Origin of the sequence: Streptomyces sp. NPDC090106 (assembly GCF_044747265.1) — a bacterium.
Classification (GTDB): Bacteria; Actinomycetota; Actinomycetes; order Streptomycetales; family Streptomycetaceae; genus Streptomyces.
In genome coordinates this window covers 92,896-117,337 of the sequence record NZ_JBIVDS010000008.1, presented here as the reverse complement: position 1 = coordinate 117,337, position 24,442 = coordinate 92,896, and the positions used below count along the sequence as shown (strand labels likewise).

Sequence of the window (24,442 nt, the reverse complement as noted above, 5' to 3'; positions counted from 1 at the left end):
CGGGCCGCTTCCCCGTCCGCTGGAGGTCAGCCATGAGCCTCGCGACGGCAGCACCCGAACAGTCGGTCGCCGCCCGGGTCCGCTCCGCCCTGGAGGCCGTGTTCGACGCCGTGGCCGCGACCGGCGCCGACACGGCCGCGCTGCTGCGCCGGGTGGCCGCCGAGGGCCGCCGCCCCGCCACCGTGGACCTCGCCGCACTCCGCCCCGGTCTCCATCTGCGCCTGGCCCGGGAGGAGTTGGTCTCCGGGGTCGGCTTCGTCGCCGCGCCGGGCCTGCTCCGGGACGTCCCGGCGTGGCTGGAGTGGTGGCAGTCCGGTCCGGACGGCGCCGTACGGCCGCTGCTCCTCGACCTCGACCCCGCGCACTCGGCGTACGCCGACTACACGCACTGGGACTGGTTCGCGCTCCCCCGCGACACCGGGGAGCGGGCGGTCGCGGGGCCCTACGTCGACTATCTCTGCTCCGACGAGTACAGCCTGACGCTGTCCGCGCCGGTGCTCGTCGAGGGCCGGTTCGCCGGGGTCGCCGCGGCCGATGTGTACCTGCGCCACTTCGAGGCGGCCGTGATGCCCCTGCTGCGCCGGCTGCCCGGCCCGGCGCGGCTGGTCAACGCGCGCGGCCGGGTCGCCGCGTCCACCGACCCCGGGCACCTGGTCGGCTCGCTGGGCAAGGGACCCGACTTCGCGCGGGCCCTGGCCACGGGCCGCGCGCAGTACGGCGACGGGGTGCGGCTGGTGCCGTGCGACGGGGTGCCGCTGGTGCTGGTGACCGACGCCCGGGGGTGACCGACGCCCGGGGGTGACCGACGCCCGGGGGTGACCGGGGCGGGAGTGACCGGGGCGGGGGTGCCGCGCCCGCGGGGCGGGGCCCGGGCTCACTCGGCCGCGGGGACCACCCTCAGGTGTGCGGCGGAGCGGCGCGCCCCGCGCGGGTGCGCCGCGGCGCGGCGGGTGTCGCGCAGGACCAGGGTCAGCCGGGTGTAGCCGAGGTCGCGCAGGGTGCCGGGGGTCTCGTCGACGACCCGGCAGTCGGTCGGGCCCCACTGCGGGTCGGGGTGGAGCAGCGGCCGTACGGCGCCGTCGTGCGCGTAGGCGCGTTCGCCGACGGCGCGGATCCAGTGCGGCAGTCCGTGCCGGTAGGCGGCGTCCATGATCGGGTCCTGGGCGATCTCGCGGCGGATCGACTGGAGGCCGTGGTCGTGGCCGTGGGTCTCCACCGCGGCAGCGAAGTGGGCCAGCATCGGCAGGCACCAGCTCGACTCGTGCTCCCCGAGCACCGTGCCGGCGTCCGGATGGAACAGGACGAACCGGAGGAAGTTGTCGTGGGGCATCGCGGTGGGATGCGGGCCGACGCCGCCGAAGAGTGTCTCGAATGCGTTGTTCGACAGCACGACGTCCCAGCGGTGGTCGAGGACCACGGAGGGGAAGGGGACCGCTTCCAGGAGGGTGGTGTAGTCCTGGAGATACGCCCGCGCCTCAAGGCTCTCCGGGACGGGCCGCGGCTGCGGCCGCTGCCCTCCTGCCTGTTGTGCCATCGGGAGGTCACCCCTCTTGCCTATGCGGCCACGCGCGTGGCGCCTTGATCCTGCTGGTCCGATGCGAGTCGTGTCAACTATCGTGGCATTTCATGCTCGTTGACGGCTGAAATTGGCCACAGTTGTGGCGAGACCTGGATGTGGATTCGAACAAGGGCTACTCTCCCGGGAGTTCACGGCAACCGCTCGTGTTGAGCCGCTTGTGAGAAGCCTGTGAGAGACGTAGGAGATCTGTCGGTGTCGGATGGCTTCGCGGGTCCCGGCGCCCCGATGACGGCTGCGCTGCCATCCGTCGTCGCCCGGGTGAGCAGTCTCGCCGACCGGCTGGACGTGCCGCACGCCGAGGCGTTCCACCCCGGGCGGCTGTCCGTCGCCTCCGGTGTGCCCGAGCCCGTCGTCAAGGCGCTGCTGAGCGGGCGCCCGGCGGGCGAACCCGATGTCCAGGAGCGCTTCCTCCAGCGCCTGGACCTGCTGCGCCGTACCCGGCTGAAGCCGAACGGCCGCAAGTACACCCAGCAGGAGATCGCCGACGGCGCCGCCATGTCCCGGCAGCAGGCCGGCGCCCTGATCAACGGCGACCGGCGTCCCACCATGGAGCACTGCGACGCCATCCAGCGCTTCTTCCGCGTCCCCGCCGGTTTCCTCACCGCCGAGGACCCCGAGGCGCTGGCCGGGGCCCTTCAGCGCACCGAGCAGGAACTCCTCCAGAAGCTCGCCGACCGCGAGAAGGAGGCGGAACGGACGGCCGACGACCCGCTGGAGCGGCTCCTCCAGGACCACGGGGTGCGCGGTATCGCCTGGCGGGCGGCCCAGCTGCCCACCGATCAGCACCGGGACAAGGTCGCCGAGTGGCTCGACATGCTCCTGGAGAGCGTCAAGCGGCCAGAGTCGTGAGCCGGGGGTTGACTGTGGGCATCGGCAGGGAAATGCGCCGTCTGTGCGGCGACCTGGTGGCGGAGGTGGGCATCCCGGCACCGGCGGCACGGCCCGCGGAGCTCTACGCCGCCCTGTGCGGGGCGATGAGCCGCCGCCGGGGGCGACCGGTCCACTTCCGCATGGCCGCGTTCCCGCCCGACACCGCGAGCGGTCTGTGGCTGGACATGGCGGACCAGGACCTGGTCGTGATCGAGGAACGCACGGCGCCCGACCACCAGTTGGTGATCCTGGGACATGAGCTGTGGCACATGAAGGCGGGGCACTGCGGTCACCACGTGGCCGGTGCCGCCGTCGCGGCCCGCATGCTCAGCGACGGCGCCGACCTCCAGGCGACCGTCCTGAGGGTCGCGGCGCGCAGCCGCTTCGAACAGGCCGACGAGAAGGAGGCCGAACGCTTCGGGCTGCTCCTCGCGAGCAAGTGCCGCGGCTGGCTGGACGGTTCGCCCGGCCGGGGACCCGTCCGGCAGGACCGGCTGGCGGGCCGCATCGAGACATCCCTCGGCTACCTCGGCCCACAGAACTGACCCCACGGCCCGAAGAACGGCACACCGCCCACTCACGTCGCACTGCGCTCGCTCGCCTCCCGTAGGTCGCGTTCGGTGACCCGGGTGCCGAGGAGGTCGGGGCGGCCCTCGCGCAGCAGACCGCGCCAGTGCTCCCGGCTCCAGTTCGCCGCGGGGGTGGTCGCGGTGAACTCCTGGACCAGGGAGACGAACCGGGCCGGATCGGCGTGGAAGGGGAAGTGGCCCGCGCCCTCGAAGATCTCCAGCCGGCTGCCCGGCATCGCCTCGTGCGCCCCGAACCCGTGCCGTACCGGCACCACGCTGTCGCGGTCGCCCCACAGCAGCATCGTCGGCATGCCCTCGGTCAGATAGCAGCGGTCGAGCATGGTCACGACCTGTCCCCGCCAGTCCACGACCGCGCGCAGCGTGCGGATGAAGGCGTTGCGCGAGGTCTCGTCCGGCAGGGCGTCGACCAGGTTGAGGAGTTCGGGCGCGTCCTGCCCCAGGTCGGTGTCGAGCAGCTTCATCAGTCCCACGGCGAGGCCGACTTGGAGCCGGGCGCCCGGCAACCGCAGCGCGGAGAGCATCAGATGGGCGCCGGGCAGCGAGGCGAGCCGCAGCACCGGATTGACCTCCCGGCCCACCCCGCCCGCGCTGACCAGAATGAGCCGTTCGGTGCGCTCGGGGAACTGGTAGGCGAACTGCATGGCCACGCCGCCGCCCAGCGAGTGCCCGACCAGGCTGGCGGACTCGATGCCCAGGGTGCTCAGCAGGTCCCGGACGCCGTTGGCGTAGGCGGCCACCGAGTAGTCGGCGCGCGGCTTGTCGGAGGCGCCGTGGCCGAGCAGGTCGGGGGCGACGACGGTGTGGGTGCGGGCGAGGTCGGAGATCAGCTCGGCCCAGGTGGCGGACGAGTCGCCGATGCCGTGGATGAGGACCAGGGCCGGGCCTTCGCCTGCCATCCGGAACGCCCGGCGGTAGCCGTGCACGACCCGGTACTGGAGCTCCAGATCGCCGTCGCCGACGGGGCGCAGCCGTGGGGTGCGCGCCGGGTGCCACTGCGGGACGTCGACCACGTGCGTGCCTCCCGTTTCCCCGGCCGCAGGGGCGGCGGCCGAAAGCCCTGCACACCAGCGTAGAGACGCATTCCCCCCGCCGGTTTCGTCGAGGTTTCGCCTCCGCTAAGCGGGCGAACCGGAGTGTGGCCGGGCCTCATTGTCAGTGGTGGGCGGCAAGCTGGAGTCACGCCCCCGTGCGGGGCGGACCGATCAGCCGACCCGGGGAGAGCCGACCGATGCCCACCGCAGTGATGACCGACCGCGAGCGCACCGCCGTCCAGGCCTATCTGCGGCTGCTGCACACCGTCCGCGCGGCCTTCGACGGCGCGCCGGACGGCGCACGGCCGGCCCTGGTCCCGCCCTCCGTCCTGGCCGAGGCGGAACAGGCCCTGGCGGACGCGGGCCTGACCGGCAACGAGGAGGAGTTCTTCCGCCTCCTCCACACCTGGTGCCCCCAGGGCTGAGACCGACGGCCGCAGGGCCGACTCCCACCGACCGGGCGGGGCCACACACCGGCCACGCGGAACCCCGGGCGCACAACGACGGGCCGCCGTCGGCACCCGCCCCGCCCGCCCGACGGCAGCCGCGTCCAGGCAGCCTCCGCGGGGCCTCCCCGTGCGGGGTCCGCCGGGCGGCGCCGCGCCCGGCGCGGTCAGTCGTGGGGTACGACGATCGCCGTGGTGACCAGGTCCCGGCGGACCGTCCAGCGGCCCTCGAAGGTGGTGAGGCGGTGGCCGTCCACCCAGGGGCCGGGGACGAGGAGACCGGCACGGAGGCTGCCGCGGAGCGGGTCGTCGGGGTCGGGAGTGATGTCGATGTCGGCCTCGCTGAAGTCGAGCCACCGGCAGGTGAGCGGGAACCACGCCTTGTAGACGGACTCCTTGGCGCTGAACAGGAGCCGGTCCCAGTGGACCTCGGGCCGCTCGGCGGCGAGCCGGGTCAGCCGCGTGGCCTCGCCGGGCAGGGAGGTGGCGGCGAGGACGCCCTCGGGCAGGGGCGCGTGGGGCTCGGCGTCGATACCGAGGGAGGCCAGGTCGGGGGCGCGGAAGAGGGCGGCGGCGCAGTAGCCGTCGCAGTGGGTCATGCTGCCGGCGAGACCGGACGGCCACTGCGGGGCGCCGCTGGGTCCGGGCAGGACGGGCTGCGGCGGGACGTCCAGCTTCTCCATGGCCCGGCGGGCACAGAGCCGCACCGCGGCGAACTCGCGGCGCCGCTTGGCCGCGGCGCGCGCCACGACCGCCTCCTCCTCGGGGAAGAGGGGCGCGGGCTCGCCGTCACCGAACGACTCCACGACCACCACCGGGTCAGGCAGCAGCTCCTCGATCACCTGCTCCGGCCTCCCTGGGCAGTATGCGGCGCGGCCGGCCCGGCGGGGTGGGGCGTTCGCGCCACTCGCGGGGGTATCCGACCGACACCTCCTCGAAGCGGACGCCGTCGTGCCAGGTGGTCCGCGGGATGTGCAGATGACCGTAGACCATGGTGTCGACGCGGAAGCGCCGGTGCCAGTCCGCGGTCGCCGCGGTGCCGCACCACATGGCGAACTCGGGGTACCAGAGCACGTCGGTGGGGTGGCGGTGCAGCGGCCAGTGGCCCATGAGGACCGTGGGCAGGTCGCCGGGCAGTTCGGCGAGCCGCCGCTCGGTGACCTCGACGCGCGCCCGGCACCAGGCCTCGCGGCTCGGGTAGGGGTCGGGGTGCAGCAGGTGCTCGTCGTTGCAGACGATGCCGGTCCCGTGCGCGTACGCCAGTCCCTCGTCCTTGGTGGCGCAGCCCGCGGGCAGGAACGAGTAGTCGTAGAGCAGGAACAGCGGGGCGACGGCGACCGGTCCGCCGGGCCCGTTCCAGAGGGGGTAGGGGTCCTCGGGGGTGGTCACGCCGAGCTCGCGGCACAGGGCGACGAGATGCTCGTAGCGGGCGACGCCGCGCAGGGTGACCTCGTCGCGCGGGTGGGTCCACAGCTCGTGGTTGCCGGGGGCCCACAGGACCTTGCGGAAGCGGCCCGTGAGGGTGGTGAGGGCCCACCGGATGTCGGCGACGGTCTCGGCGACGTCCCCGGCGACCAGCAGCCAGTCCTCGTCCGTCTCCGGGCGCAGCGCCTCGACGATCGCGCGGTTCTCGCGGTGGCCGACGTGCAGGTCGCTGATGGCGAGCAGACGTCCCGCGTCCTCGGCCCGAGCCGTCACCTGAGCCTCCTCGGGGCACGCGAACGCGACCTCACCAGCATAGTCGCCGGCGCCCGCCGTGGCAGGAGGGGAAGATCGGGGAATCCGTAACACGGGCGTTGCACGAACGGGGCTCGGCAGGCCGTATGATCGCCCCAACACCACCGCCGTGAACTTCCCTTTCTCAAGGGCGGTTTGGTGTCCCTCCAACCACCCTGCCCGGGCACGGGCGCACTTTGCCCTGCCCGAAAACCGCGAAAGGCGGCCTGCATGATCTCTCGCGTACGCGTCTGGCTCAACCGCACGTACGCGGAGAACGTGTTCTTCATGGACCAGCTCCGCCGAAATCCGAGCGACCGCGCCGTGGACATCCACGCGACGCACGGCGACCCGGACTCACCCGTGCTGGCCGCCGCCGACACCGCCGACCTGGAGCCGGAGGGCCTGTCCCCGGCCGCCTACGTGGAGTTCGCGCTCGACCTGTGCCGTCGCCGCGGGATCGACGTGTTCGTGCCGCGGCTGCACCAGTCGGCGATCGTCGCGCACCGCGCCGACTTCGAGGCGGCCGGTACGGCGCTGCTGGCGCCGCCGCCGGAGGGCGTGGCCGTCTTCGAGGACAAGGTGATCGCCTACGAGGCCGTGCAGGCCATCGGGGTGCCGGTGCCGCCGTGGTTCCGGGTCCGGACGGCGGACGAACTGGTCTCGGCGGTCGAGGAGTTGGAGGCCGGCGGGTACAAGGCGTGCTTCAAGCCGGCGTCCGGCGCGGGCGGCGTGGGCTTCCGGGTGATCACCCGGACCCCCTTCTCGATGATGCAGCTCACCGGGTTCCCGACCCCGTACGTGCCGCTCGACCTGGTCGTGACCGCGCTCAAGGAGTCCGACGAACCGGTGGACTGGCTGGTGATGCCGCGCCTGGAGCAGCCAGAGGTGTCGGTGGACTGCCTGACCGGCCCGGACAACCGGGTGCGGATGGCCATCGGGCGGGTCAAGAACGGCCGCCGGCGCGGGTTCACGCTGCACGAGCAGTGGCTGGAGCCGGCGCGGCTGATCGCCGAGGGCTTCGGGCTGCACTACCTCTCCAACATCCAGTTCCGGATGTTCGGTGACCGTCCCGTGCTCATGGACGTCAACACCCGCCCGGCGGGCGGCCTGCACCAGCTCTCCCTGTGCGGGGTCAACGCCCCTTGGGCGGCTGTGCAGTTGGCGCTCGGGGAGGACCCGGGCGAGATCGTCCCGCCGTTCCTCGGGCAGGACTACACGGTGGTGTCGGGGCCGCGTCCGCTGCGCCCGGTGACGCTGCCGCAGCAGCGGGTCGACGAGGCGGAGCCGCTGCTCCCGGCCGCTCCGGCCCCGGTGCCGACGGCGGTCGAGGCCGCGCAGGTGCTGCCGCTGTAGCCACCGAGGGTGTCCGGCACCGTCCCGGGCACCCGCTCGAACACACCGGTATGGACCAATCATGGCGGGACGTCTTGACACCCCGATTGGTCCATACCAACTTGGTTGCGCACCCCCGTGCAGGTCTCCGTACTCGCCTGCACTCTTCCTGCACTCCCGAACACCCCCATATTTCCAGGGAGCTCGCGTGCGCAACCCACTCAGACGTCCCGGACGTCGCCTTCTCGCCCTGCTCGCCACCGCCGGGCTCGCACTCGCCGCAGCGGTCGCGCTGCCCGGCACGGCCCAAGCGGCCAACGTCCTGACCAACCCCGGCTTCGAGTCGGGCGCCCTGTCCCCCTGGTCCTGCACGGGGAACCTGGGCTCGGTCGCCTCCTCCCCGGTGCACGGCGGCTCCCGGGCGCTGGCGGGAGCGGTGAGCGCGAGCGACATCGCCAAGTGCTCCCAGACCGTCGCCGTCCAGCCCAACACCGCGTACACCCTGAGCGGTTGGGTGCGCGGCAGCTATGTCTACCTCGGCGTCGACGGCGGGTCCTCGACCTGGACCACCTCACCCTCGGCGTACAGCCAGTTGAGCGTCTCCTTCACGACCGGAGCCTCTCAGACCAGCGCGACCGTGTACGTCCACGGCTGGTACGCCCAGGGCACCTACTACGCCGACGACATCAGCCTCGACGGGCCCGGCGGCAGCAGCGACACCCAGGCGCCCAGCACGCCCGCCGGCCTGACGTCCACCGGCAAGACCTCCTCCACCGTGTCCCTGTCCTGGGGCGCGTCCACGGACAACGTGGGGGTCACCGGCTACACCGTCTACAGCGGCTCCAACCAGGTGCTGACCGTCTCCGGGACGTCCGGCACGGTCGGCGGGCTCTCCCCGAGCACGGCGTACACCTTCACCGTGCGGGCGCGGGACGCGGCCGGGAACCTGTCTGCGGCCTCCAACGCCGTGTCCGTGACGACGAACGCGGGCAGCGGCGGCACCGGCTTCAAGCAGGCGGCACCCTATCTCTACCTGGGCTGGGGCGATCCGCCGAGCGCGACGTCGGTGATGAGCGCGACCGGCGTCAAGTGGTACACGATGGCGTTCATCCTCTCCTCCGGCGGCTGCACCCCCGCCTGGGACGGGTCGCGCCCGCTGACCGGCGGCAACGACCAGAGCGTCATCAACTCCATCCGCTCGGCGGGCGGTGACATCGTGCCGTCGATCGGCGGCTGGAGCGGCAACAAGCTCGGCCCGAACTGCTCGTCCGCCGCAGCTCTCGCGGGCGCCTACCAGCAGGTGATCAACGCCTACGGGCTCAAGGCGATCGACGTCGACATCGAGAACACCGACGAGTTCGAGAACGCGACGGTGCAGGACCGCGTGCTCAACGCGCTGAAGATCGTCAAGGCGAACAACCCGGGCCTGCGGACCATCCTGACCTTCGGCACCTCGACGACCGGCCCGACCTACTGGGGCAACCGGCTCATCGAGCAGGCCAAGGCCCTCGACGCCGGCATCGACGTGTTCACGATCATGCCGTTCGACTTCGGCGGCGGCGCCGACATGTACGGCAACACCGTGAACGCGGCCGAGGGCCTGAAGACCAAGCTGAAGTCCACCTTCGGCTGGGACGACGCCACGGCCTACGCCCACCTCGGCATCTCGGGCATGAACGGTCTGTCCGACCAGCAGGAGCTGACCTCGGTCGCGACCTGGACCTCGATCCGCGACTGGGCGAACAGCCATCACATCGCGCGGCTCGCCTTCTGGTCGGTCAACCGGGACCGGCCGTGCGCCGGCGGCGGGGTGGTCAGCAACTGCTCCGGGATCGCCCAGAACAACTGGCAGTTCACCTCGATCACGGCCGGCTTCACCGGCTGACCCGGCCCCCGCGGATCAGCTGTACCCCCACGCCTGCGCCAACTCGGCCAGGCGTGGGGGCAGTTCGGCCCCCTCCTCGGCCCGGCGGGCGGGCTGGATGCGGCCCGACTTGATGGTGCTGGACCAGTCGCCGAGCTGAGGGCGGAAGGTGCCGTGGTCCTTCCTCCCGTAGTCCAGCATGGCGCTCTCCCACGGCACCCCGAGGTAGCCGCAGATGCCCCGGGTGGCCTTCTCCGGGTCGGCGGTCAGCTCCTCGTACGTCACGACGTGGACGTCGAGGTTCCGCCGGGCCTCTTCGAGCTTCTCGGCGTACTGGGTGACCTCGGCGAGGATGGCCTCGTGGTCGGGGTCCTTGCGGCGGTCGGTGAGCGAGGCGATGACGGCACCCGGGTGGCGCAGCAGCAGGATGTAGCGCGCGCTGGGCCAACATCGTTGCAGCCGGGGCCAGATGAGGGTGTTGGGCGGGGTCTTGTCGACGATGACGTCCTTGCCGCTGCGGCTCAGTTCGAGGTCAAGGACCCGGTCCCACAGCAGGTGTTCCAGCTCGGACCTGTCCAGCTCCAGCGCCTTCATGGCGTCCGGGGTGAAGCCGCGGGTCAGGTTCACATGGACGGTGCGCAGATGCATCTCGTGCGGGGCGCGGATCCTGCTGTGGCTGTTGAGGACGACCCGCAGCAGGGTCGAGCCCGACCGCACCGACGACAGGACGAAGACGGGGGACTCGACCAGGCGCGGGGCGCGCGGGGCGACGTACCGCTCGGTGACCGGCCGGGGCGAGGGGACCGCGTCCAGGGTCCGGCGCGGCGGGCTGACCGCCTCCTTCATCAGCCTGCCCCGGCGCCTCAGGCCCTTGCCGATCGCGGAAATGCGCGGGTCACCCACCGGTGCCACCCTTCTGTCCCTTTGTTGCGGCAGTGTTGCAGCGTGCCCTCCGCATCCCAGGGGGCCAAGGCGAACCCAAGGTGTCCGGGAGGCGAACCGCTGTCGCCGCGGACGCCCCGATTCCGGCCCTGACCTGCCGATTTACCGGTTTCTTAATTGTTCCTGGGAACTGCTGTGGACCGCCTCGGGTTCGCGTCGGATTCGCCTCGCAACCGGTTCAGGAACGCCCCGGAACCGGTTCAGGAACGCCCCGGTCCGCGGTACAGCTCCAGCTCCCCGTCCAGTTCCAGCGCGAGCACGGTGGCGTGCGGGTCGAGGTCGGTGAGCGCGGGCGGGTCGATCCACAGCACGCCGACGGCCTCGTGCAGTCCGCCGACCACCCGGTGGCCGAGTTCGGTGCCGCTGCCGAGGACGGTGACCCTGCGGACCGGGGTGGCCAGGCCCCGCACGCCGATCTCGGCGCGCGGGATGTCGTACAGGGTGAGGTAGAGGGTGCGGCGGTCGGCGGAGAGGGTGCTGGGTCCGTAGTGGTGTCCGGCGGGCAGTCCGCGCACGGTGCCGTACACGGCCTCGGCGTGCTTGCGGATCCACTCCCCCAGCCCTTCGAGGCGTTCGGCCTGCGGCTTCGGGACGGTGCCGTCCTCCGTCGGGCCGACGTCGAGCAGGAGGTTGCCGCCCCCTCCGATGGTCTCGGTGAAGTAGCGGATGAGCTGGGTGAGCGACTTGTGGTTGTGGTCGTGGTGCTGGTAGCCCCAGGAGTCGTTGATGGTGAGGCACAACTCCCAAGGACCGTCCGGGGGTTCGATGGGCGCGCCCTGCTCGGGGGTGGCGTAGTCGCCCTCGCTGAGCATGCGGGCGTTGAGGACGACGTCGGGGACGTACGAGCGGATGAGCGCGGCGAGTCCGGGGATGCGCCACTGCTCCTCGCTGCGCTCCCACTCGCCGTCGAACCACATCAGGTCAGGCCGGTAGCGGGACATCAACTCCCTTATCTGGCCGTCGCGGTAGGCGAGGAACCGGTCCCAGGCCACCAGGTCCTCGTCCTGCGCCGGGCACTCCGACCAGGGGTTGTCCTCCTGCTCCGGCGAGCGGCCCGGCTTGCGGGTGGTGGCGTAGTCGGGGTGGTTCCAGTCGGAGTGCGAGTAGTACAGGCCGACCTTGAGGCCCTTCTCGCGCAGGGCGTCCGCGTAGCCCGACAGGTAGTCGCGGCCGAGGCCGAGGTCCCCGTGGGCGGTGTCCCACAGGGCCACCCCGTCGTGGTGACGGCTCGTCAGGACCGCGTAGCGGGCTCCCGCGCGGGCGAACAGGTCGGCCCACGCGCGGGGGTCGTACCTGGCTGCGGTGAACCGGTCGAGCTGGGACATGTACCGCTCGTGCGGCACGACGCCGTCGTAGAACGACCAGGACTCCGGGACGCCGTCGACGGCGTAGATGCCCCAGTGGACGAAGATCCCCAGCTTGGCGTCGGTGAACCACGGTTGCATGGGCACGGCTGGACTCCTGTACGCGAGAACGACTTCGGGGTACGGCGGGCAGGGGCGGGTCGATCCGCCCCTGCCCGCCGTGTCACGGGCGCCGTCAGGCGCGGCGGAGGCGGAGCGTGAGGATCTGGAAGGGGCGCAGGGTCACCGGGACCGCGCCGTCGACGGCCGCCTCGCCCTCGCCGAGCGGTCGTTCCAGCAGGTCGGTGACCTCGGCGCCGGCGAGCGGGAAGCCCGTGCGCAGCACGCCGGTGGCCCGGCCGCCCCGGGACTCGTAGAGGCGGACCACGACGTCGCCGGAGCCGTCGTCGGCCAGCTTGACCGCCTCGACCGTGACGCCGTCGCCGTCGACCGAGACCACCGGCTCGGGCGCGCCCGCCGCGTCGGCCACGCGCAGCGGCAGGTTGAGGGAGTACCCCTCGGCGACCGCGTCCTCGATGCTCGCGCCGGGCAGCAGGGAGTAGGTGAAGCGGTGCCTGCCCTGGTCGGCCTCGGGGTCCGGGATCCGCGGGGCGCGGACCAGGCTGAGGCTGACGCGGGTCGTCGTACCGCCGTCCTCGCGGACCGTGCGGGTGACGTCGTGGCCGTAGGTGGAGTCGTTGAGGATCGCGACGCCGTAGCCGGGTTCGGCGAGGTGGATCCAGCGGTGGCCGGAGACCTCGAAGCGGGCCGCCTCCCAGCTGGTGTTGGTGTGCGTGGGCCGCTGGATGTGGCCGAACTGGATCTCGGCGCTGGAGTGCGGGGCGCGGATGTCGACGGGGAAGCCCGCCTTGAGGATCTTCTCGGCCTCGTGCCAGTCGATGTCGGTCTCGATGTCGATGCGGGGGCTGCCCGCGCGGACGCTGATCGTCTGGGTGATCTTCGAGCCCTTGCCGAAGGAGCGCTCGACGCGGATCGCGCCGGACAGCGGGTCCTGTTCGACGACGGTGACCGCGTCGGTGTCCAGCAGGTCCGTGTAGCGGTTGCGGTAGTGCTTGTCGATGTCCCAGGCGTCCCAGTAGTTCGGGAGGTCCGTGTGCAGGCGCAGCAGGTTGCCCGGCTCGGCGAGGACCTCGCGGCCCGCGCGCAGGTCGTACACGGAGGCCAGGGTGCCGTCCTCGGCGACCTCGACGCGGACGAGGCCGTTGTCGAGGACGCGGCCGTCGACGGTGACGGGGAGCCGGGGCTCGACGGGGGTGAGGGGCGCGCTGCCGCCGGCCGGCACCTCCACGAGGGCGGGGGCGCCCTGCGCGGTGCGGACAACCTCGGTGCGGGCGTAGGGGCTGGTGTTGAAGACCCGGGCGTCGCCCGCGCCCAGGGCGGCGACCGCCTCGGCCGTCAGGGTCTCCAGTTCCTCGGCGACGCGCGCGTACTCGGCCTCGGCCTCGCGGTGCACCCAGGCGATCGAGGAGCCCGGCAGGATGTCGTGGAACTGGTGGAGCAGGACCGTCTTCCAGAGCCGGTCGAGGTGCTCGTAGGGGTAGGCGTAGCCGGGCGCGTGCAGCGCGGCGGTGGTCGCCCACAGCTCGGCCTCGCGCAGCTTGTGCTCGCTGCGCCGGTTGCCCTGCTTGGTGCGGGCCTGGGAGGTGTAGGTGGCGCGGTGCAGCTCCAGGTAGAGCTCGCCCTGCCAGACGGGGGCGTCCGGGTACTCGGCGCGGGCCTTGGCGAAGAACTCGTCGGGGTGCTCGACGACGACCTTGGGCGAGCCCTCCAGGTCGGCGAGGCGCCGGGCGCGCTCCATGATCTCGCGGGTGGGGCCGCCGCCGCCGTCGCCCCAGCCGAAGGGGGCGAGCGAGCGCTGCCCGGCGCCCTTCTCGGCGTAGTTGCGGACCGCGCGGGCCATCTCCTCGCCGCTGAAGCGGGCGTTGTAGGTGTCGACGGGCGGGAAGTGGGTGAAGATGCGGGTGCCGTCGATGCCCTCCCACCAGAAGGTGTGGTGGGGGAAGGTGTTGGTCTGGTTCCAGGAGATCTTCTGGGTGAGGAACCAGTCGTTGCCGGCGAGCTTGGCGAGCTGCGGGTAGGAGGCGTTGTAGCCGAAGGAGTCCGGCAGCCACACGCCCTTGGTCTCGATGCCGAAGTGCTCGATGAAGAACCGCTTGCCGTGGATGAGCTGGCGGGCGATGGCCTCGCCGCCGGGCAGGTTGCCGTCGGACTCGACCCACATGCCGCCGACCGGGACCCACTGGCCCTTCTTCACGGAGTCCTGGATGCGGGCCCAGACGTGCGGGTAGTTGTCGCGGACCCACTCGTACTGCTGGGCCTGGGAGCAGGCGAAGACGAAGTCGTCGTATTCGTCGGCCAGCGAGGTGACGTTGGAGAAGGTGCGGGACGTCTTGCGCTTGGTCTCGCGGATGGGCCACAGCCAGGCGGAGTCGATGTGGGCGTGGCCGACGCCGGAGATCGTGTGGGCGCTGGCGTGCGCGGGCCTGGCGAGGACGGGGGCGAGGACCTCGCGGACGGCGGCGGCGCTGCCGGAGACGTCGTCGAGGTCGAGGGCGTCCATGGCCCGGTCCAGGGCGTGCATGATCTCGTGGCGGCGGGGCTCGTGCTCGCCGAGGTGGACCATGAGCTCGCGCAGCACCTGGAGGTCGAGGTCGAGGTGCCAGACCTCCTCGTCGAGGACGGCGATGTCGGCGCGGCGGAAGGTGTACAGGGGGCTGTCGCCCGCCGTGAGCACGTCGCCGAGCTGGGTCGGGCGGGAGAAGTCGCCTGCGAGGATGTCGGGGTTGGAGGCCGCCTCGACCAGGTAGTCGATCTCCTCGCCTCCGGTGGCGGGGTGGGCGATCGGCACGTACTGGTTGAGCGGGTTGACGGCCTTCAGGGGGCGCCCGTCGGGCAGGTGGACCAGGGCCTCGGCCTGGTTGCCGGGCCAGTCGCCGGTGAAGCCGAGGTCGATGACCGCCTCGACGCGCCGTCCGGCGAACCCGGCGGGCACGGTGCCGCGCATCCGGAACCAGGTGGTGCCCCAGGGCGGGCCCCACGGGGTGTCCATGGCGAAGGGCGCGTAGGGCGCGGCGGCGGCCTCCTCGAAGGGGACCGGCTCCCCGGGCGCCTGCCAGGCCTCGACCTCGAAGGGGACGGTGGCCGCGTAGATCGCGGGCTTGATGCGCTGGTTGTGGAGGCGCTCTACGCGCTCCTCGATCCGGCGGCGTTCGTCGTGCATCAGGGGTCTCCAGGGAGGGAGCGGTCGGGAAGAAGGAGTGGTAAGCGCTTACCGTCCTGCGCTCACTTAAGGTACGCCAGTCCCGGATGGACCTCGGAATAGCCCTCGACCAGGCGTCGGGCCACGTTCACGGAGTCGACGAGCGGGTGCAGCGCGAAGGCCTTCACCGCCGTCGTGCGGGAGCCGGACTCGGCGGCGGCGAGGACCTCGCGCTCGACCGCCTTCACGGAGCAGACGAGCCCGGTGGCGTGGTCGGGCAGCGGGGCGACCGCGACGGGGTGCGCGCCGTTGGCGTCGACGAGGCAGGGCACCTCGATCACGGCGTCGTGGTCCAGGGCCGCGAGCGTGTTCTCGTTGCGCACGTTGAGGATCAGCGTGGTGCGCTCGTCCCGGGCGATGGCCCGCATCAGGGCGAGGGCGACCTTCTCGTAGCCGCCGGACAGGTCGTCCGCGTCGCGCTCGCCGGCGCCCGCGGTCTCCCGGTTCTCGGACATGTAGGTCGCCTCGCGCTCGGCGCGGGTGCGGTCCCAGGCGGTGAGCGCCGCCGCGTCCGGGCGTCGCATCTCCTCGTAGAAGCGGGCCTGCTGGTCGTGGAGGAAGGCGCCGCGGGTGCGCTCGGCCTGCTGGTAGGCGCGGACGGCCTCGCGGTTGAAGTAGTAGTAGTGCAGGTACTCGTTGGGGATCGCGCCGAGCGACCGGAGCCAGTCGACGCCGAAGAGCTTGCCCTCCTCGAAGGAGCCGAGCAGGTCGGCGTCGGCGAGCAGCCTCGGCAGTTCGTCCCGGCCCGCGACGCGCAGCCCGCGGACCCAGCCGAGGTGGTTGAGGCCGACGTAGTCGATCCACGCCTCGCGCGGGTTCGCGCCGAGCACGCGCGCGATGCGGCGGCCGAGGCCGACCGGGGAGTCGCAGATGCCGATGACGCGGTTGCCCAGGTGGCGGGACATGGCCTCGGTGACCAGGCCCGCCGGGTTGGTGAAGTTGATGACCCAGGCGTCGGGCGCGAGCCGGGCCACCCGCCGGGCGATGTCGACGGCGACGGGGACGGTCCGCAGGCCGTAGGCGATCCCGCCCGCGCCGACGGTCTCCTGGCCGAGGACACCCTCCGCCAGCGCCACCCGCTCGTCGTTCGCCCGGCCTTCGAGACCGCCCACGCGGATCGCCGAGAAGATGAAGTCGGCGCCGGTCAGGGCCTCGTCAAGGTCGGTCGTGGCGGTCACGGCGGGGGCGCCGGGGACGTCCGCCGCCTGTTCGGCCAGGACCCGGGTCACCGCGTCCAGCCGGCCGCCGTCGAGATCGTGCAGGACGACCTCGGTCACCCGTCCCTCACCGCGGTCGCCCAGCAGCGCCCCGTACACGAGCGGCACCCGGAACCCGCCGCCGCCCAGAATCGTCAGCTTCACGCCTCAGCCTTTCCCGCCGGCACCACCGCGACGCCGGCCTCCTCCAGGGAGGCTCTCGTCGCGGCGTCCACCGGTCCGTTCGTCACCACCGCGTCCAGGTCCTCGGGACCACAGACCTTCGCCATCCCCGTACCCGGGAACTTCGCCGAGTCGGCGAGCAGCACCACCTTGTCGCTCGCCTTGATCATGGCGCGCTTGACCGGCACCTCGACGACCGTCGTGTCCATCACCTGGCCGCCCGGGCGCACCCCGCTGGTGCCGAGGAAGAGCCAGTCCGCGTGGAGCTGGCGCAGGTTGTCCTCGGTGAGGAAGCCGACCAGGGAGCGGTACTCGCGGCGGACCATGCCGCCGAGCAGGACCAGCTCGATGCCCTCGTCGTCGGCGAGCTCCTCGTAGACCACCAGGTTGCTGGTGATCACCGTGAGGCGGCGGCCGTGCAGCTGGCGGGCCAGCCGGTAGGCGGTGGTGCCGATGTCGAGGAGGACGGACTGGCCGTCGCTCACCATGGCCGCCGCGCGGGCGGCTATGGCGTCCTTCTCGGCCACGCGCATCTCGGCGACCTCGGCGAAGGGCTGATCGCCCTCGTCGGCGACGGCGCCGCCGTGCACGCGGGTGAGCAGCCCGTCCTCCTCCAGCTTGACGAGGTCGCGCCGGATGGTGGCGGGGCTCACACCGAGTTGCTCGGAGAGGTCGGTCACAGCCGCGGGGCCGCCCGAGCGCAGGGCCCGCAGGATGAGTTGATGTCGTCGTTCTGCCAGCACGACGTGAACACTACTCGTCATTCTCAATCAAATCCATGCTCAGTTCTGCTCGGGTATTGACCAATCGTGCGAAGCGGCGCACGATTCCGGTCATCGAAATTGACGAGTTTTGACGAGCTCGCTTGCCGGGACCGACGAGAGGCGGGGCGCGTGGACGACGACAGGCCCGACGTACTGCTGACCGGACTGCTCTTCTACGACCTCGTGCTCACGGGTCTGGGCAAGCCGCCGACGCCGGGCGAGGAGATCTGGACGGACGGCATGGGCTGCGGCCCCGGCGGCATCGCGAACCTCGCGGTGGCCGCGTCCCGGTTCGGCCTCAGGACCTCCCTGGCGACCGTCTTCGGCGACGACCTCTACGGCCAGTACTGCCGGGACGTCCTGGCCGGCCAGGAGGGCCTCGACGTCTCCCTCTCGCGCACCGCGCCCGGCTGGCCCACCCCGGTCACCGTCTCCCTCGCCCAGGGCGACGACCGCGCGCTGGTCACCCACGGCTCCGAACCGCCGTACTCGCAGGACACGCTCATGGGCGACCCGCCCGCCGCGCGCACCGCCCTCGTGCACATCGAGGCCGAGCCGCGCGAGTGGATCGCCAAGGCCGCCGCGAACGGCACCCACGTCTACGCCGACGTCGGCTGGGACCCCACCCAGCAGTGGTCGCCCGGACTCCTCGACCAGCTCGCCCTGTGCCACGCCTTCCTCCCCAACGAGACCGAGGCGATGGCCTACACCCGCACCGACTCGGCCGCCGCCGCGCTCGGCGCGCTCGCCGACCTGGTGCCGGTGGCCGTCGTGACCCGCGGCGGGGACGGGGCGGTCGCCGTGGACCAGACGACCGGCGAGCACGCCGACGTCCCGGCCCTCGACATCGATGTCCTGGACGCGACGGGCGCCGGAGACGTGTTCGGCGCGAGCTTCGTCACGGCCTCCCTCGGCGGCTGGCCGCTGGAGGAACGGCTCCGGTTCGCGGTCCTCGCGGCCGGGCTCTCCGTCCAGCGGCCCGGCGGGGCGCTCGCCGCCCCCGGCTGGTACGGCGTCGACCACTGGTGGCGCTCGCTGACCGACCCGGGCCTCAGACGCGCCTACGGCTTCCTCGCGGACCGGCTCCCCGCCGACCCCGGACCGCCGCTCCCCCGCACGCCGGTGACCCCACCCGCCCGGCACCCGTGACTCCCCCTCCCCCCACGCACCTTCCCGCGAAGTCCCAGCAAAGATCCGAAAGGCGGTGGGAGCTGTGCGGCTCTCACGAAGAGGCCTGCTCCGCGCGGGCCTGGCCGGTACGGCCGCCACGGCGCTCGGCGGCCTGACGTCCGGCTGCGCCGTACCGACCGGCTCGACCGGCCGCGACATGGTCCTGTGGTACTGGAGCGGCGGCCTGAGCGATACCGTCGTGAAGAACGCCAAGGCCCGGTACGACAGTTCGGTGGACCTCCAGGCCATCCAGATCGGCGGACAGTACCGCTCCAAGCTGATCACCACCATCACCGGCCAGGCCCACATCCCCGACATCGCGGGCCTCAAGGGCGAGGACATGGCCGCCTACCTGCCCAACGCGGACCAGTTCATCGACCTCAGGACCCTGGGCGCGGAGAAGTACAAGGACCGGTACCTGTCCTGGAAGTGGGACCAGGGCATCGCCGACGACGGCACGATGGTCGGCTTCCCCATCGACTGCGGGCCGGTCGCGCACTACTACCAGTACGACGTCTTCCGCCGCGCGGGACTGCCCTACGAGCCCGACGACGTGACGAGCGAACTGGACACCTGGGAGAAGTTCTTCGACGCGGGCGAGCGGCTCGGCAAGCGCGTGCAGGACGCCAAGCTGCTCACGGACGTCAACTCCGTCTTCGAGAACATCGTGCAGCAGGGCGCGCAGCGGTACGTCGACAAGGACCGTCACTTCATCGGCGACCAGGACCACGTGCGCCGGGCCTGGGCGCTGGCCGTGGAGGCCAAGAAGCGCGGAATCGTCTCGGACCTCGTCAGCGGTACCCCCGACCAGTTGTCGGCGATCCAGGACGGCAAGCTGCCGAGCCAGCTCAACGCCTCCTGGGCCTCCTTCGACATCAAGAACGGCGTGCCGAGGACCAAGGGCCGCTGGCGGGTGGCGCAGATGCCGGTGCGGCCCGCCAACAACGGCGGCTCGTTCCTGTCGGTCACCAAGGCGTGCCGGGAGCCCGAGCGGGCCTTCGCGATCATCGCCTGGATCCTGGACGCCGCCAACCAGGCCCAGGGATACGTCGACGCGGGCCTCTTCCCCTCCACACCCGCCTCCTACGACCTGAAGCAGATGCGGGAGCCGGACGAATTCTTCGGCGGCCAGATCACCACCGACGTCTTCGGTCCCGCCGCACAGCGGATCGAGGTCGCCTACAACAGCCCGTTCGACATCGCGCTCGGGCAGCCCCTCAAGGACGAGATCAAGAACGTCGGCGTCCTCGGCAAGGACCCGAAGAAGGCCTGGAGTGACGCCATGAGCAAGTGCCGTCGCATCGCGAAGCACCTGGGGGTGAGCTACTGATGGCCGTCATCGAGCAGACGCCGCCCGCGGTCGTCAGGCCCGCCCCGACCGCGCCGAAGAAGGGCCTGCGCAAGTACTGGCACCTCTACGCCGCGATCTCCCCCTTCTATCTGATCTTCCTCGGCTTCGGGCTCTTCCCGGTCGGCTTCTCCCTCTACCTGTCCTTCCACCGCTGGGACGGCCTCGGCCCGATGGAATGGGCCGGACTCTCGCAGTACCAGTACCTGCTGAGCGACAGCGACTTCTGGAACTCCATCGGCAACACCATCGTCATCTGGGCCCTGGCCACCATCCCCATGATCTTCCTGGCGATGGTCACGGCCGTGATGCTCAACTCCGCGGTCCGCTTCAAGGGCCTGTACCGCGTCGCCTACTTCCTGCCGAACGTCACCTCGGTCGTCGCGATCGCCATCGTCTTCGGCTCGATCTTCTCCACCAACGCCGGCATGGTGAACGCCGTCCTCCAGGCCGTCGGCATCGACCAGATCGCCTGGCTGAACACGCCCTGGGGCATCAAGGTGACCATCGCGGCCCTGATGACCTGGCAGTGGACCGGCTACAACGCCATCATCTTCCTCGCCGGCCTCCAGACCGTCCCCGGCGAGCTGTACGAGGCGGCGCGCATGGACGGCGCCGGACCCGTCCAGACCTTCTTCCGCATCACGCTGCCGCTGCTGCGGCCCACCCTGCTGTTCGTGCTCGTCGTCTCGACGGTCACCGGCCTGCAGAGCTTCTCCGAACCCCAGGTCCTGCTCCAGACCTCGTCCAACGACTCGACCTTCGCGGGCGGTCCGGGCCACTCGGGCCAGACGATGGTCCTCTACTTCTTCCAGCAGACCTTCGACAACAACGACTTCGGGTACGGCGCCGCCGTCGCGTGGGGCATCTTCCTCGTCGTCGTCCTGTTCTCGATCATCAACTGGCGCCTCGTGCAGCGCCGCGGCGAGTAGGAAGGGACCGTCATGGCTTCCATCAAGGGGTCCCGCCGCAGAGGGATCGCGCTGCACCTCCCGCTGGTGATCGGCACACTGGTCTCGGCCTTCCCGTTCTACTGGGCCGTGATCATGTCGACGCACAGCTCGACGGAGATCTTCTCCTACCCGCCCAAGCTGCTGCCGGGCACGCACTTCCTGGAGAACGTCCGCAACCTGTTCGACGCCGTCGACTTCTTCGGGTCGATGGGGAACTCGCTGCTGGTCGCGGTGTCGGTGACGTTCCTGGTGCTGCTCTTCGACTCGCTCGCGGCGTTCGTCTTCGCCAAGTTCGCCTTCCCCGGCAAGAACGCCCTGTTCGGGCTGCTCATGCTGATCTTCATGGTGCCCGCGCAGCTGTCGGTCATCCCGCAGTTCGTGGTCATGGCGAAGATCGGCTGGATCGGCTCCATGACCGCCCTGATCGTGCCGGCCGCCGCCAACGCCTTCGGCATCTTCTGGATGCGCCAGTACATGAAGACCGCCATCCACGACGAACTCCTCGACGCCTCCCGGCTGGACGGCGCGAACTTCCTGCGCCAGTACTGGCACGTGGCGCTGCCGGTGGTCCGCCCCGGTCTCGCCTTCCTCGGCATCTTCACCTTCATGGGTCAGTGGAACGACTTCGCCTGGCCCCTGATCGCCCTCACCAACCCCGACAACGTCACACTCCAGGTCGCCCTGTCCCAGCTCAACGGCACCCACGGCACCACCGACTACGGCATCGTGATGACGGGCGCCCTGCTCGCCCTCGTCCCGCTGCTGATCGTGTTCGCGGTCGGCGCCAAGCAGATCATCGGCGACCTCGCGAAGGGAGCCGTCCGCGGATGACCCACGATCCGCTCATCGCCCTCCGCCCCTGGGAGTCACCCGAGGTGACCTCCTGGGGGCGGCTCCCCATGAACGCCGTCGACCGGCGCTCCGGATCACTCCCCCAGGACGGCGACTGGCGTTTTCGGTTGCTGCCCGTTCCGGACGCGCCGGTCGGCGGTCCCTGGACGCGGGCGCGGGTGCCCGGCGTCTGGACGATGCAGGGCACGGACGACCTGCCGCAGTACCTGAACGTCCGTATGCCGTTCGCCGCGTTCCCGCCGCTGACGCCCGCCGCCAACCCGACCGGCGTCTACGAGCGGGAGGTCGACATCCCCGCCGACTGGGCCGGACGCCGGATCGTCCTCCAGGTCGGCGCCGCCGAGAGCGTGCTGCTGGTGCACGTGGACGGGAGGCCCGTCGGCCTCTCCAAGGACTCCCATCTGGCCGCGGAGTTCGACCTCAGCGGCGTGGTGCGCCCCGGAACACCCGCGACGGTGCGGCTCACGGTCGTCAAGTGGTCGGACGCCTCGCACATCGAGGACCAGGACCAGTGGTGGCACGGCGGGATCACCCGCTCGGTGCTGCTGTACGCCACCGATCCGCTGCACCTCGCGGACGTGACGGTACGGGCCTCCTTCAGCGGCGACCTGCGCGTCGACTGCCGGGTCCGGGACGCCGGGGGCGCGCTGCCCGACGGCTGGTACGTCAGCGGGGAGCTGGAGGGCGGCCTCCCCCTCGCCCAGGACCGGGAGTTCGACCGGCTCAACGTCGAGGACTGGCGGGTCTCCGACTTCCTCGGCGAGGCCCGGCTGCGCGCCCAGGTGCCCGAGGTGCGCACCTGGAACGCCGAGACACCCGAGCTGTACGGCCTCACCGTCCGGCTGCACCGCGCGGACGGGAGCGTGGCCGACACCTCGCACCACCGCATCGGCTTCCGGGACGTCGAGATCGTCGGCCGGGACCTCCTCGTCAACGGGGAGCGGGTGTTCATCCGGGGCGTCAACCGGCACGACTTCCACCCCCTGACCGGCCGGACCGTGACCTACGACGACATGCGCGCGGACCTGGTCCTGCTCAAGCGCTTCGGCTTCAACGCGATCCGCACCGCCCACTACCCGAACGACCCCGCGCTGTACGACCTGGCCGACGACCTCGGCTTCTACGTCGTCGACGAGGCGGACATCGAGTCCCACGACCACGCCCACGAGATCGCCGACGACCCGCGCTACCTGCCCGCGTTCGTGGACCGCGTCGCCCGCATGGTGCTGCGCGACAAGAACCACCCGTCCGTCGTCGTCTGGTCCCTCGGCAACGAGTCCGACTACGGCGCCAACCACGACGCCGCGGCGGGCTGGGTACGCCGCCACGACCCGACCCGGCCGATCCAGTACGAGGGCGCCGCCAAGCTCGACTGGGCGGACCCCGCGCTCGCCTCCGACATCGCCTGCCCGATGTACGCACCGCTGGAGGACTGCGTCGAGCACGCGCTGTCCGGGCGGCAGACCAAGCCGCTCATCCAGTGCGAGTACTCGCACGCCATGGGCAACAGCAACGGGACGCTGGCCGACCACTGGGCCGCCATCGAGTCCACGCCGGGTCTTCAGGGCGGGTTCATCTGGGAGTTCTGGGACCACGGAATCCTCCAGGACGTGAGCGACGGAAGACCGGTCGGGCGTGGGGGCGCCGGACTGTACGACAACGGTGTCACCGCACCCGGCTACCGCTGGGCGTACGGCGGCGACTTCGGCGAGACCCACCACGACGGCGCGTTCATCGCGGACGGCGTGGTGTTCCCCGACGGCACGCCCAAGCCGGTGATGTACGAGCACCGGGAGATCGCGGCGCCCCTGCGGATCGAGGCCTACCGGCACGAGGGCATCGTGCTGGGCAACCACCAGCACTTCCGCGGCCTGGACTGGCTCGCCGGCGAATGGCGGCTGACGCTGGCCGACGGCACCACGGTCACGGCCCCGGCCGACCTGCCCGACCTGCGTCCCGGCGAGACGGCGGCGGTCCCGCTGCCGTTCGACGTGCCGCGCGAGGGCGGCGAGGCCTGGCTGTCCCTGCGGGTCACGCTCGCCGAGGACCAGCCGTGGGCACCGCGCGGCACCGAACTGTGCGTGCCGCAGGTGCGGTTGCGGGCACCGGAACCGGTGCCGGTGGTGGACGAAGGGCTGGGCACGCCGGTCGAGCCGGACGGCGAGGGGCTCCCCCGTGTCGAGGTCGACGGCGAAGGGCTCCTCGTGCACCCGCTGCTGACGGCCGCGCCCGTGCTCTCCCTGTGGCGGGCGCCCACCGACAACGACGAGCTGGGCGGCATCGCACCACGCTGGCGGGCCTGGGGGCTCGACGCGCTCGTCCGCAAGCCGGTCGACGTGCACCGCGACGGCGGCCGGGTCACCGTGCGGTCGGAGTACGCCGCCGAGGTCGGCGTCGTGCGGCACACCCAGGTGTTCACGCCCGTCGAGGGCGGTCTGCGCGTCGAGGAGACCGCGGAGCTGCCGGACGCGCTCGCCGATGTGGCGCGGGTGGGCACGGTGTTCGAGACGGTGGCCGGCCTCGACCTGATGGACTGGTACGGCCCCGGCCCCTGGGAGTCCTACCCGGACCGCCGCAGCGCGCCCGTGGACCACCACTCGGTGCCCGTGGACGCCCTGTTCACCCCCTACCTGCGCCCCCAGGAGAGCGGTGGCCGCAACGGCGTACGGCACTTCACGCTCTCGGCGCCGGACGCCACCGGGCTGTCCGTCACCCTGGACGAGCCCCGGCAGGTCTCGGTGACCCGCTTCCGGGCCGAGGACCTCACCGCCGCGACGCACCATGACCAACTGGTGCCGCGCGCCGGGTGCGTGGTCCATGTCGACGCCGCCCACCGGGGGCTCGGCACAGCCTCCTGCGGCCCCGACACCTTCCCCTCCTATCTCGTCGCACCGGGCGTCCACCGCTGGAGCTGGACCCTGCGCATCCTCTGAGGCCACCATCTCCGCCCAGCCACCTCCGCCGGGAGGAGGTGGCCTCA

20 protein-coding genes are annotated in these 24,442 nt (G+C 71.8%); 11 read left to right on the top strand and 9 right to left on the bottom strand.

All coding sequences use genetic code 11. The features are described 5' to 3' along the window. Window positions 1–32 precede the first annotated feature (32 nt). A complete protein-coding gene (locus ACIPSE_RS25605; protein ID WP_401666326.1) occupies window positions 33–785 on the top strand; it encodes a cache domain-containing protein in 753 nt (250 codons plus the stop codon). Window positions 786–874: 89 nt separating this feature from the next. Here ACIPSE_RS25605 and ACIPSE_RS25600 read toward each other — a convergent pair whose 3' ends face one another. Then, window positions 875–1,534 (bottom strand): hypothetical protein, encoded by a 660-nt coding sequence (locus tag ACIPSE_RS25600; RefSeq protein WP_401666324.1) that lies wholly within the window; start codon window positions 1,532–1,534, stop codon window positions 875–877. Between the two features lie 237 nt (window positions 1,535–1,771). On the opposite strand from ACIPSE_RS25600, the gene ACIPSE_RS25595 reads away from it, so the two are divergent. Continuing rightward, a complete protein-coding gene (locus tag ACIPSE_RS25595) occupies window positions 1,772–2,428 on the top strand; it encodes a helix-turn-helix domain-containing protein (protein WP_401666322.1) in 657 nt (218 codons plus the stop codon). 32 nt (window positions 2,429–2,460) lie between these two features. Continuing rightward, window positions 2,461–2,994, top strand: a complete 534-nt coding sequence (locus tag ACIPSE_RS25590) for a toxin-antitoxin system, toxin component (RefSeq protein WP_401666319.1) — start codon at window positions 2,461–2,463, stop codon at window positions 2,992–2,994. 32 nt (window positions 2,995–3,026) lie between these two features. Here the strand turns inward: ACIPSE_RS25590 and ACIPSE_RS25585 are convergent, their stop codons facing one another. After that, the gene (locus tag ACIPSE_RS25585) at window positions 3,027–4,049 is read right to left on the bottom strand and encodes an alpha/beta fold hydrolase (RefSeq protein WP_401666316.1); all 1,023 of its coding nucleotides are present in this window, start codon (window positions 4,047–4,049) and stop codon (window positions 3,027–3,029) included. Window positions 4,050–4,267: 218 nt separating this feature from the next. Here ACIPSE_RS25585 and ACIPSE_RS25580 point away from each other — a divergent pair, with 218 nt between their 5' ends. Beyond that, window positions 4,268–4,495: a hypothetical protein gene (locus ACIPSE_RS25580; protein ID WP_401666313.1), complete on the top strand. Its 228-nt coding sequence runs from the start codon at window positions 4,268–4,270 to the stop codon at window positions 4,493–4,495. Between the two features lie 188 nt (window positions 4,496–4,683). Here ACIPSE_RS25580 and ACIPSE_RS25575 read toward each other — a convergent pair whose 3' ends face one another. After that, window positions 4,684–5,358 (bottom strand): 4'-phosphopantetheinyl transferase, encoded by a 675-nt coding sequence (locus ACIPSE_RS25575; protein ID WP_401666310.1) that lies wholly within the window; start codon window positions 5,356–5,358, stop codon window positions 4,684–4,686. After that, entirely contained in the window at window positions 5,336–6,214 is an 879-nt protein-coding gene (locus ACIPSE_RS25570; protein ID WP_401666307.1) for a metallophosphoesterase family protein, read from the bottom strand. Before ACIPSE_RS25570 ends, ACIPSE_RS25575 begins: the two co-directional genes overlap by 23 nt. Window positions 6,215–6,463: 249 nt before the next feature. Between ACIPSE_RS25570 and ACIPSE_RS25565 the strand changes: the two genes are divergently transcribed. Then, a complete protein-coding gene (locus tag ACIPSE_RS25565; RefSeq protein WP_401666304.1) occupies window positions 6,464–7,588 on the top strand; it encodes an ATP-grasp domain-containing protein in 1,125 nt (374 codons plus the stop codon). 187 nt (window positions 7,589–7,775) lie between these two features. Further along, a complete protein-coding gene (locus ACIPSE_RS25560; protein WP_401666302.1) occupies window positions 7,776–9,452 on the top strand; it encodes a carbohydrate binding domain-containing protein in 1,677 nt (558 codons plus the stop codon). Between the two features lie 15 nt (window positions 9,453–9,467). On the opposite strand, the gene ACIPSE_RS25555 is transcribed toward ACIPSE_RS25560, so the two are convergent. The 5 genes from ACIPSE_RS25555 to ACIPSE_RS25535 form a co-directional block, all read right to left on the bottom strand. Then, window positions 9,468–10,334, bottom strand: a complete 867-nt coding sequence (locus ACIPSE_RS25555) for a sulfotransferase family protein (RefSeq protein WP_401666299.1) — start codon at window positions 10,332–10,334, stop codon at window positions 9,468–9,470. Window positions 10,335–10,573: 239 nt separating this feature from the next. After that, on the bottom strand, window positions 10,574–11,824 hold the full coding sequence (locus tag ACIPSE_RS25550) for an alpha-L-fucosidase (protein WP_401666297.1): 1,251 nt from the start codon (window positions 11,822–11,824) through the stop codon (window positions 10,574–10,576). A gap of 88 nt (window positions 11,825–11,912) precedes the next feature. Then, window positions 11,913–14,957 (bottom strand): alpha-mannosidase, encoded by a 3,045-nt coding sequence (locus ACIPSE_RS25545; RefSeq protein WP_401666294.1) that lies wholly within the window; start codon window positions 14,955–14,957, stop codon window positions 11,913–11,915. Window positions 14,958–15,019: 62 nt separating this feature from the next. Then, on the bottom strand, window positions 15,020–16,357 hold the full coding sequence (locus ACIPSE_RS25540; protein ID WP_401666291.1) for a 6-phospho-beta-glucosidase: 1,338 nt from the start codon (window positions 16,355–16,357) through the stop codon (window positions 15,020–15,022). Then, the gene (locus ACIPSE_RS25535) at window positions 16,354–17,118 is read right to left on the bottom strand and encodes a DeoR/GlpR family DNA-binding transcription regulator (RefSeq protein ID WP_401666288.1); all 765 of its coding nucleotides are present in this window, start codon (window positions 17,116–17,118) and stop codon (window positions 16,354–16,356) included. Before ACIPSE_RS25535 ends, ACIPSE_RS25540 begins: the two co-directional genes overlap by 4 nt. Window positions 17,119–17,268: 150 nt before the next feature. Between ACIPSE_RS25535 and ACIPSE_RS25530 the strand changes: the two genes are divergently transcribed. From ACIPSE_RS25530 to ACIPSE_RS25510, 5 genes are all read left to right on the top strand, one after another. Beyond that, complete coding sequence (locus ACIPSE_RS25530) at window positions 17,269–18,288, top strand: carbohydrate kinase family protein (RefSeq protein WP_401666285.1); 1,020 nt, start codon at window positions 17,269–17,271, stop codon at window positions 18,286–18,288. A 64-nt stretch (window positions 18,289–18,352) separates the two neighbouring features. Further along, window positions 18,353–19,639, top strand: a complete 1,287-nt coding sequence (locus tag ACIPSE_RS25525) for an extracellular solute-binding protein (protein WP_401666282.1) — start codon at window positions 18,353–18,355, stop codon at window positions 19,637–19,639. Further along, window positions 19,639–20,589, top strand: a complete 951-nt coding sequence (locus ACIPSE_RS25520; protein ID WP_401666280.1) for a carbohydrate ABC transporter permease — start codon at window positions 19,639–19,641, stop codon at window positions 20,587–20,589. Before ACIPSE_RS25525 ends, ACIPSE_RS25520 begins: the two co-directional genes overlap by 1 nt. 12 nt (window positions 20,590–20,601) lie before the next feature. Further along, the gene (locus ACIPSE_RS25515; RefSeq protein ID WP_401666277.1) at window positions 20,602–21,441 is read left to right on the top strand and encodes a carbohydrate ABC transporter permease; all 840 of its coding nucleotides are present in this window, start codon (window positions 20,602–20,604) and stop codon (window positions 21,439–21,441) included. Further along, window positions 21,438–24,395 (top strand): glycoside hydrolase family 2 TIM barrel-domain containing protein, encoded by a 2,958-nt coding sequence (locus tag ACIPSE_RS25510; protein WP_401666274.1) that lies wholly within the window; start codon window positions 21,438–21,440, stop codon window positions 24,393–24,395. Before ACIPSE_RS25515 ends, ACIPSE_RS25510 begins: the two co-directional genes overlap by 4 nt. Window positions 24,396–24,442: the final 47 nt, after the last annotated feature.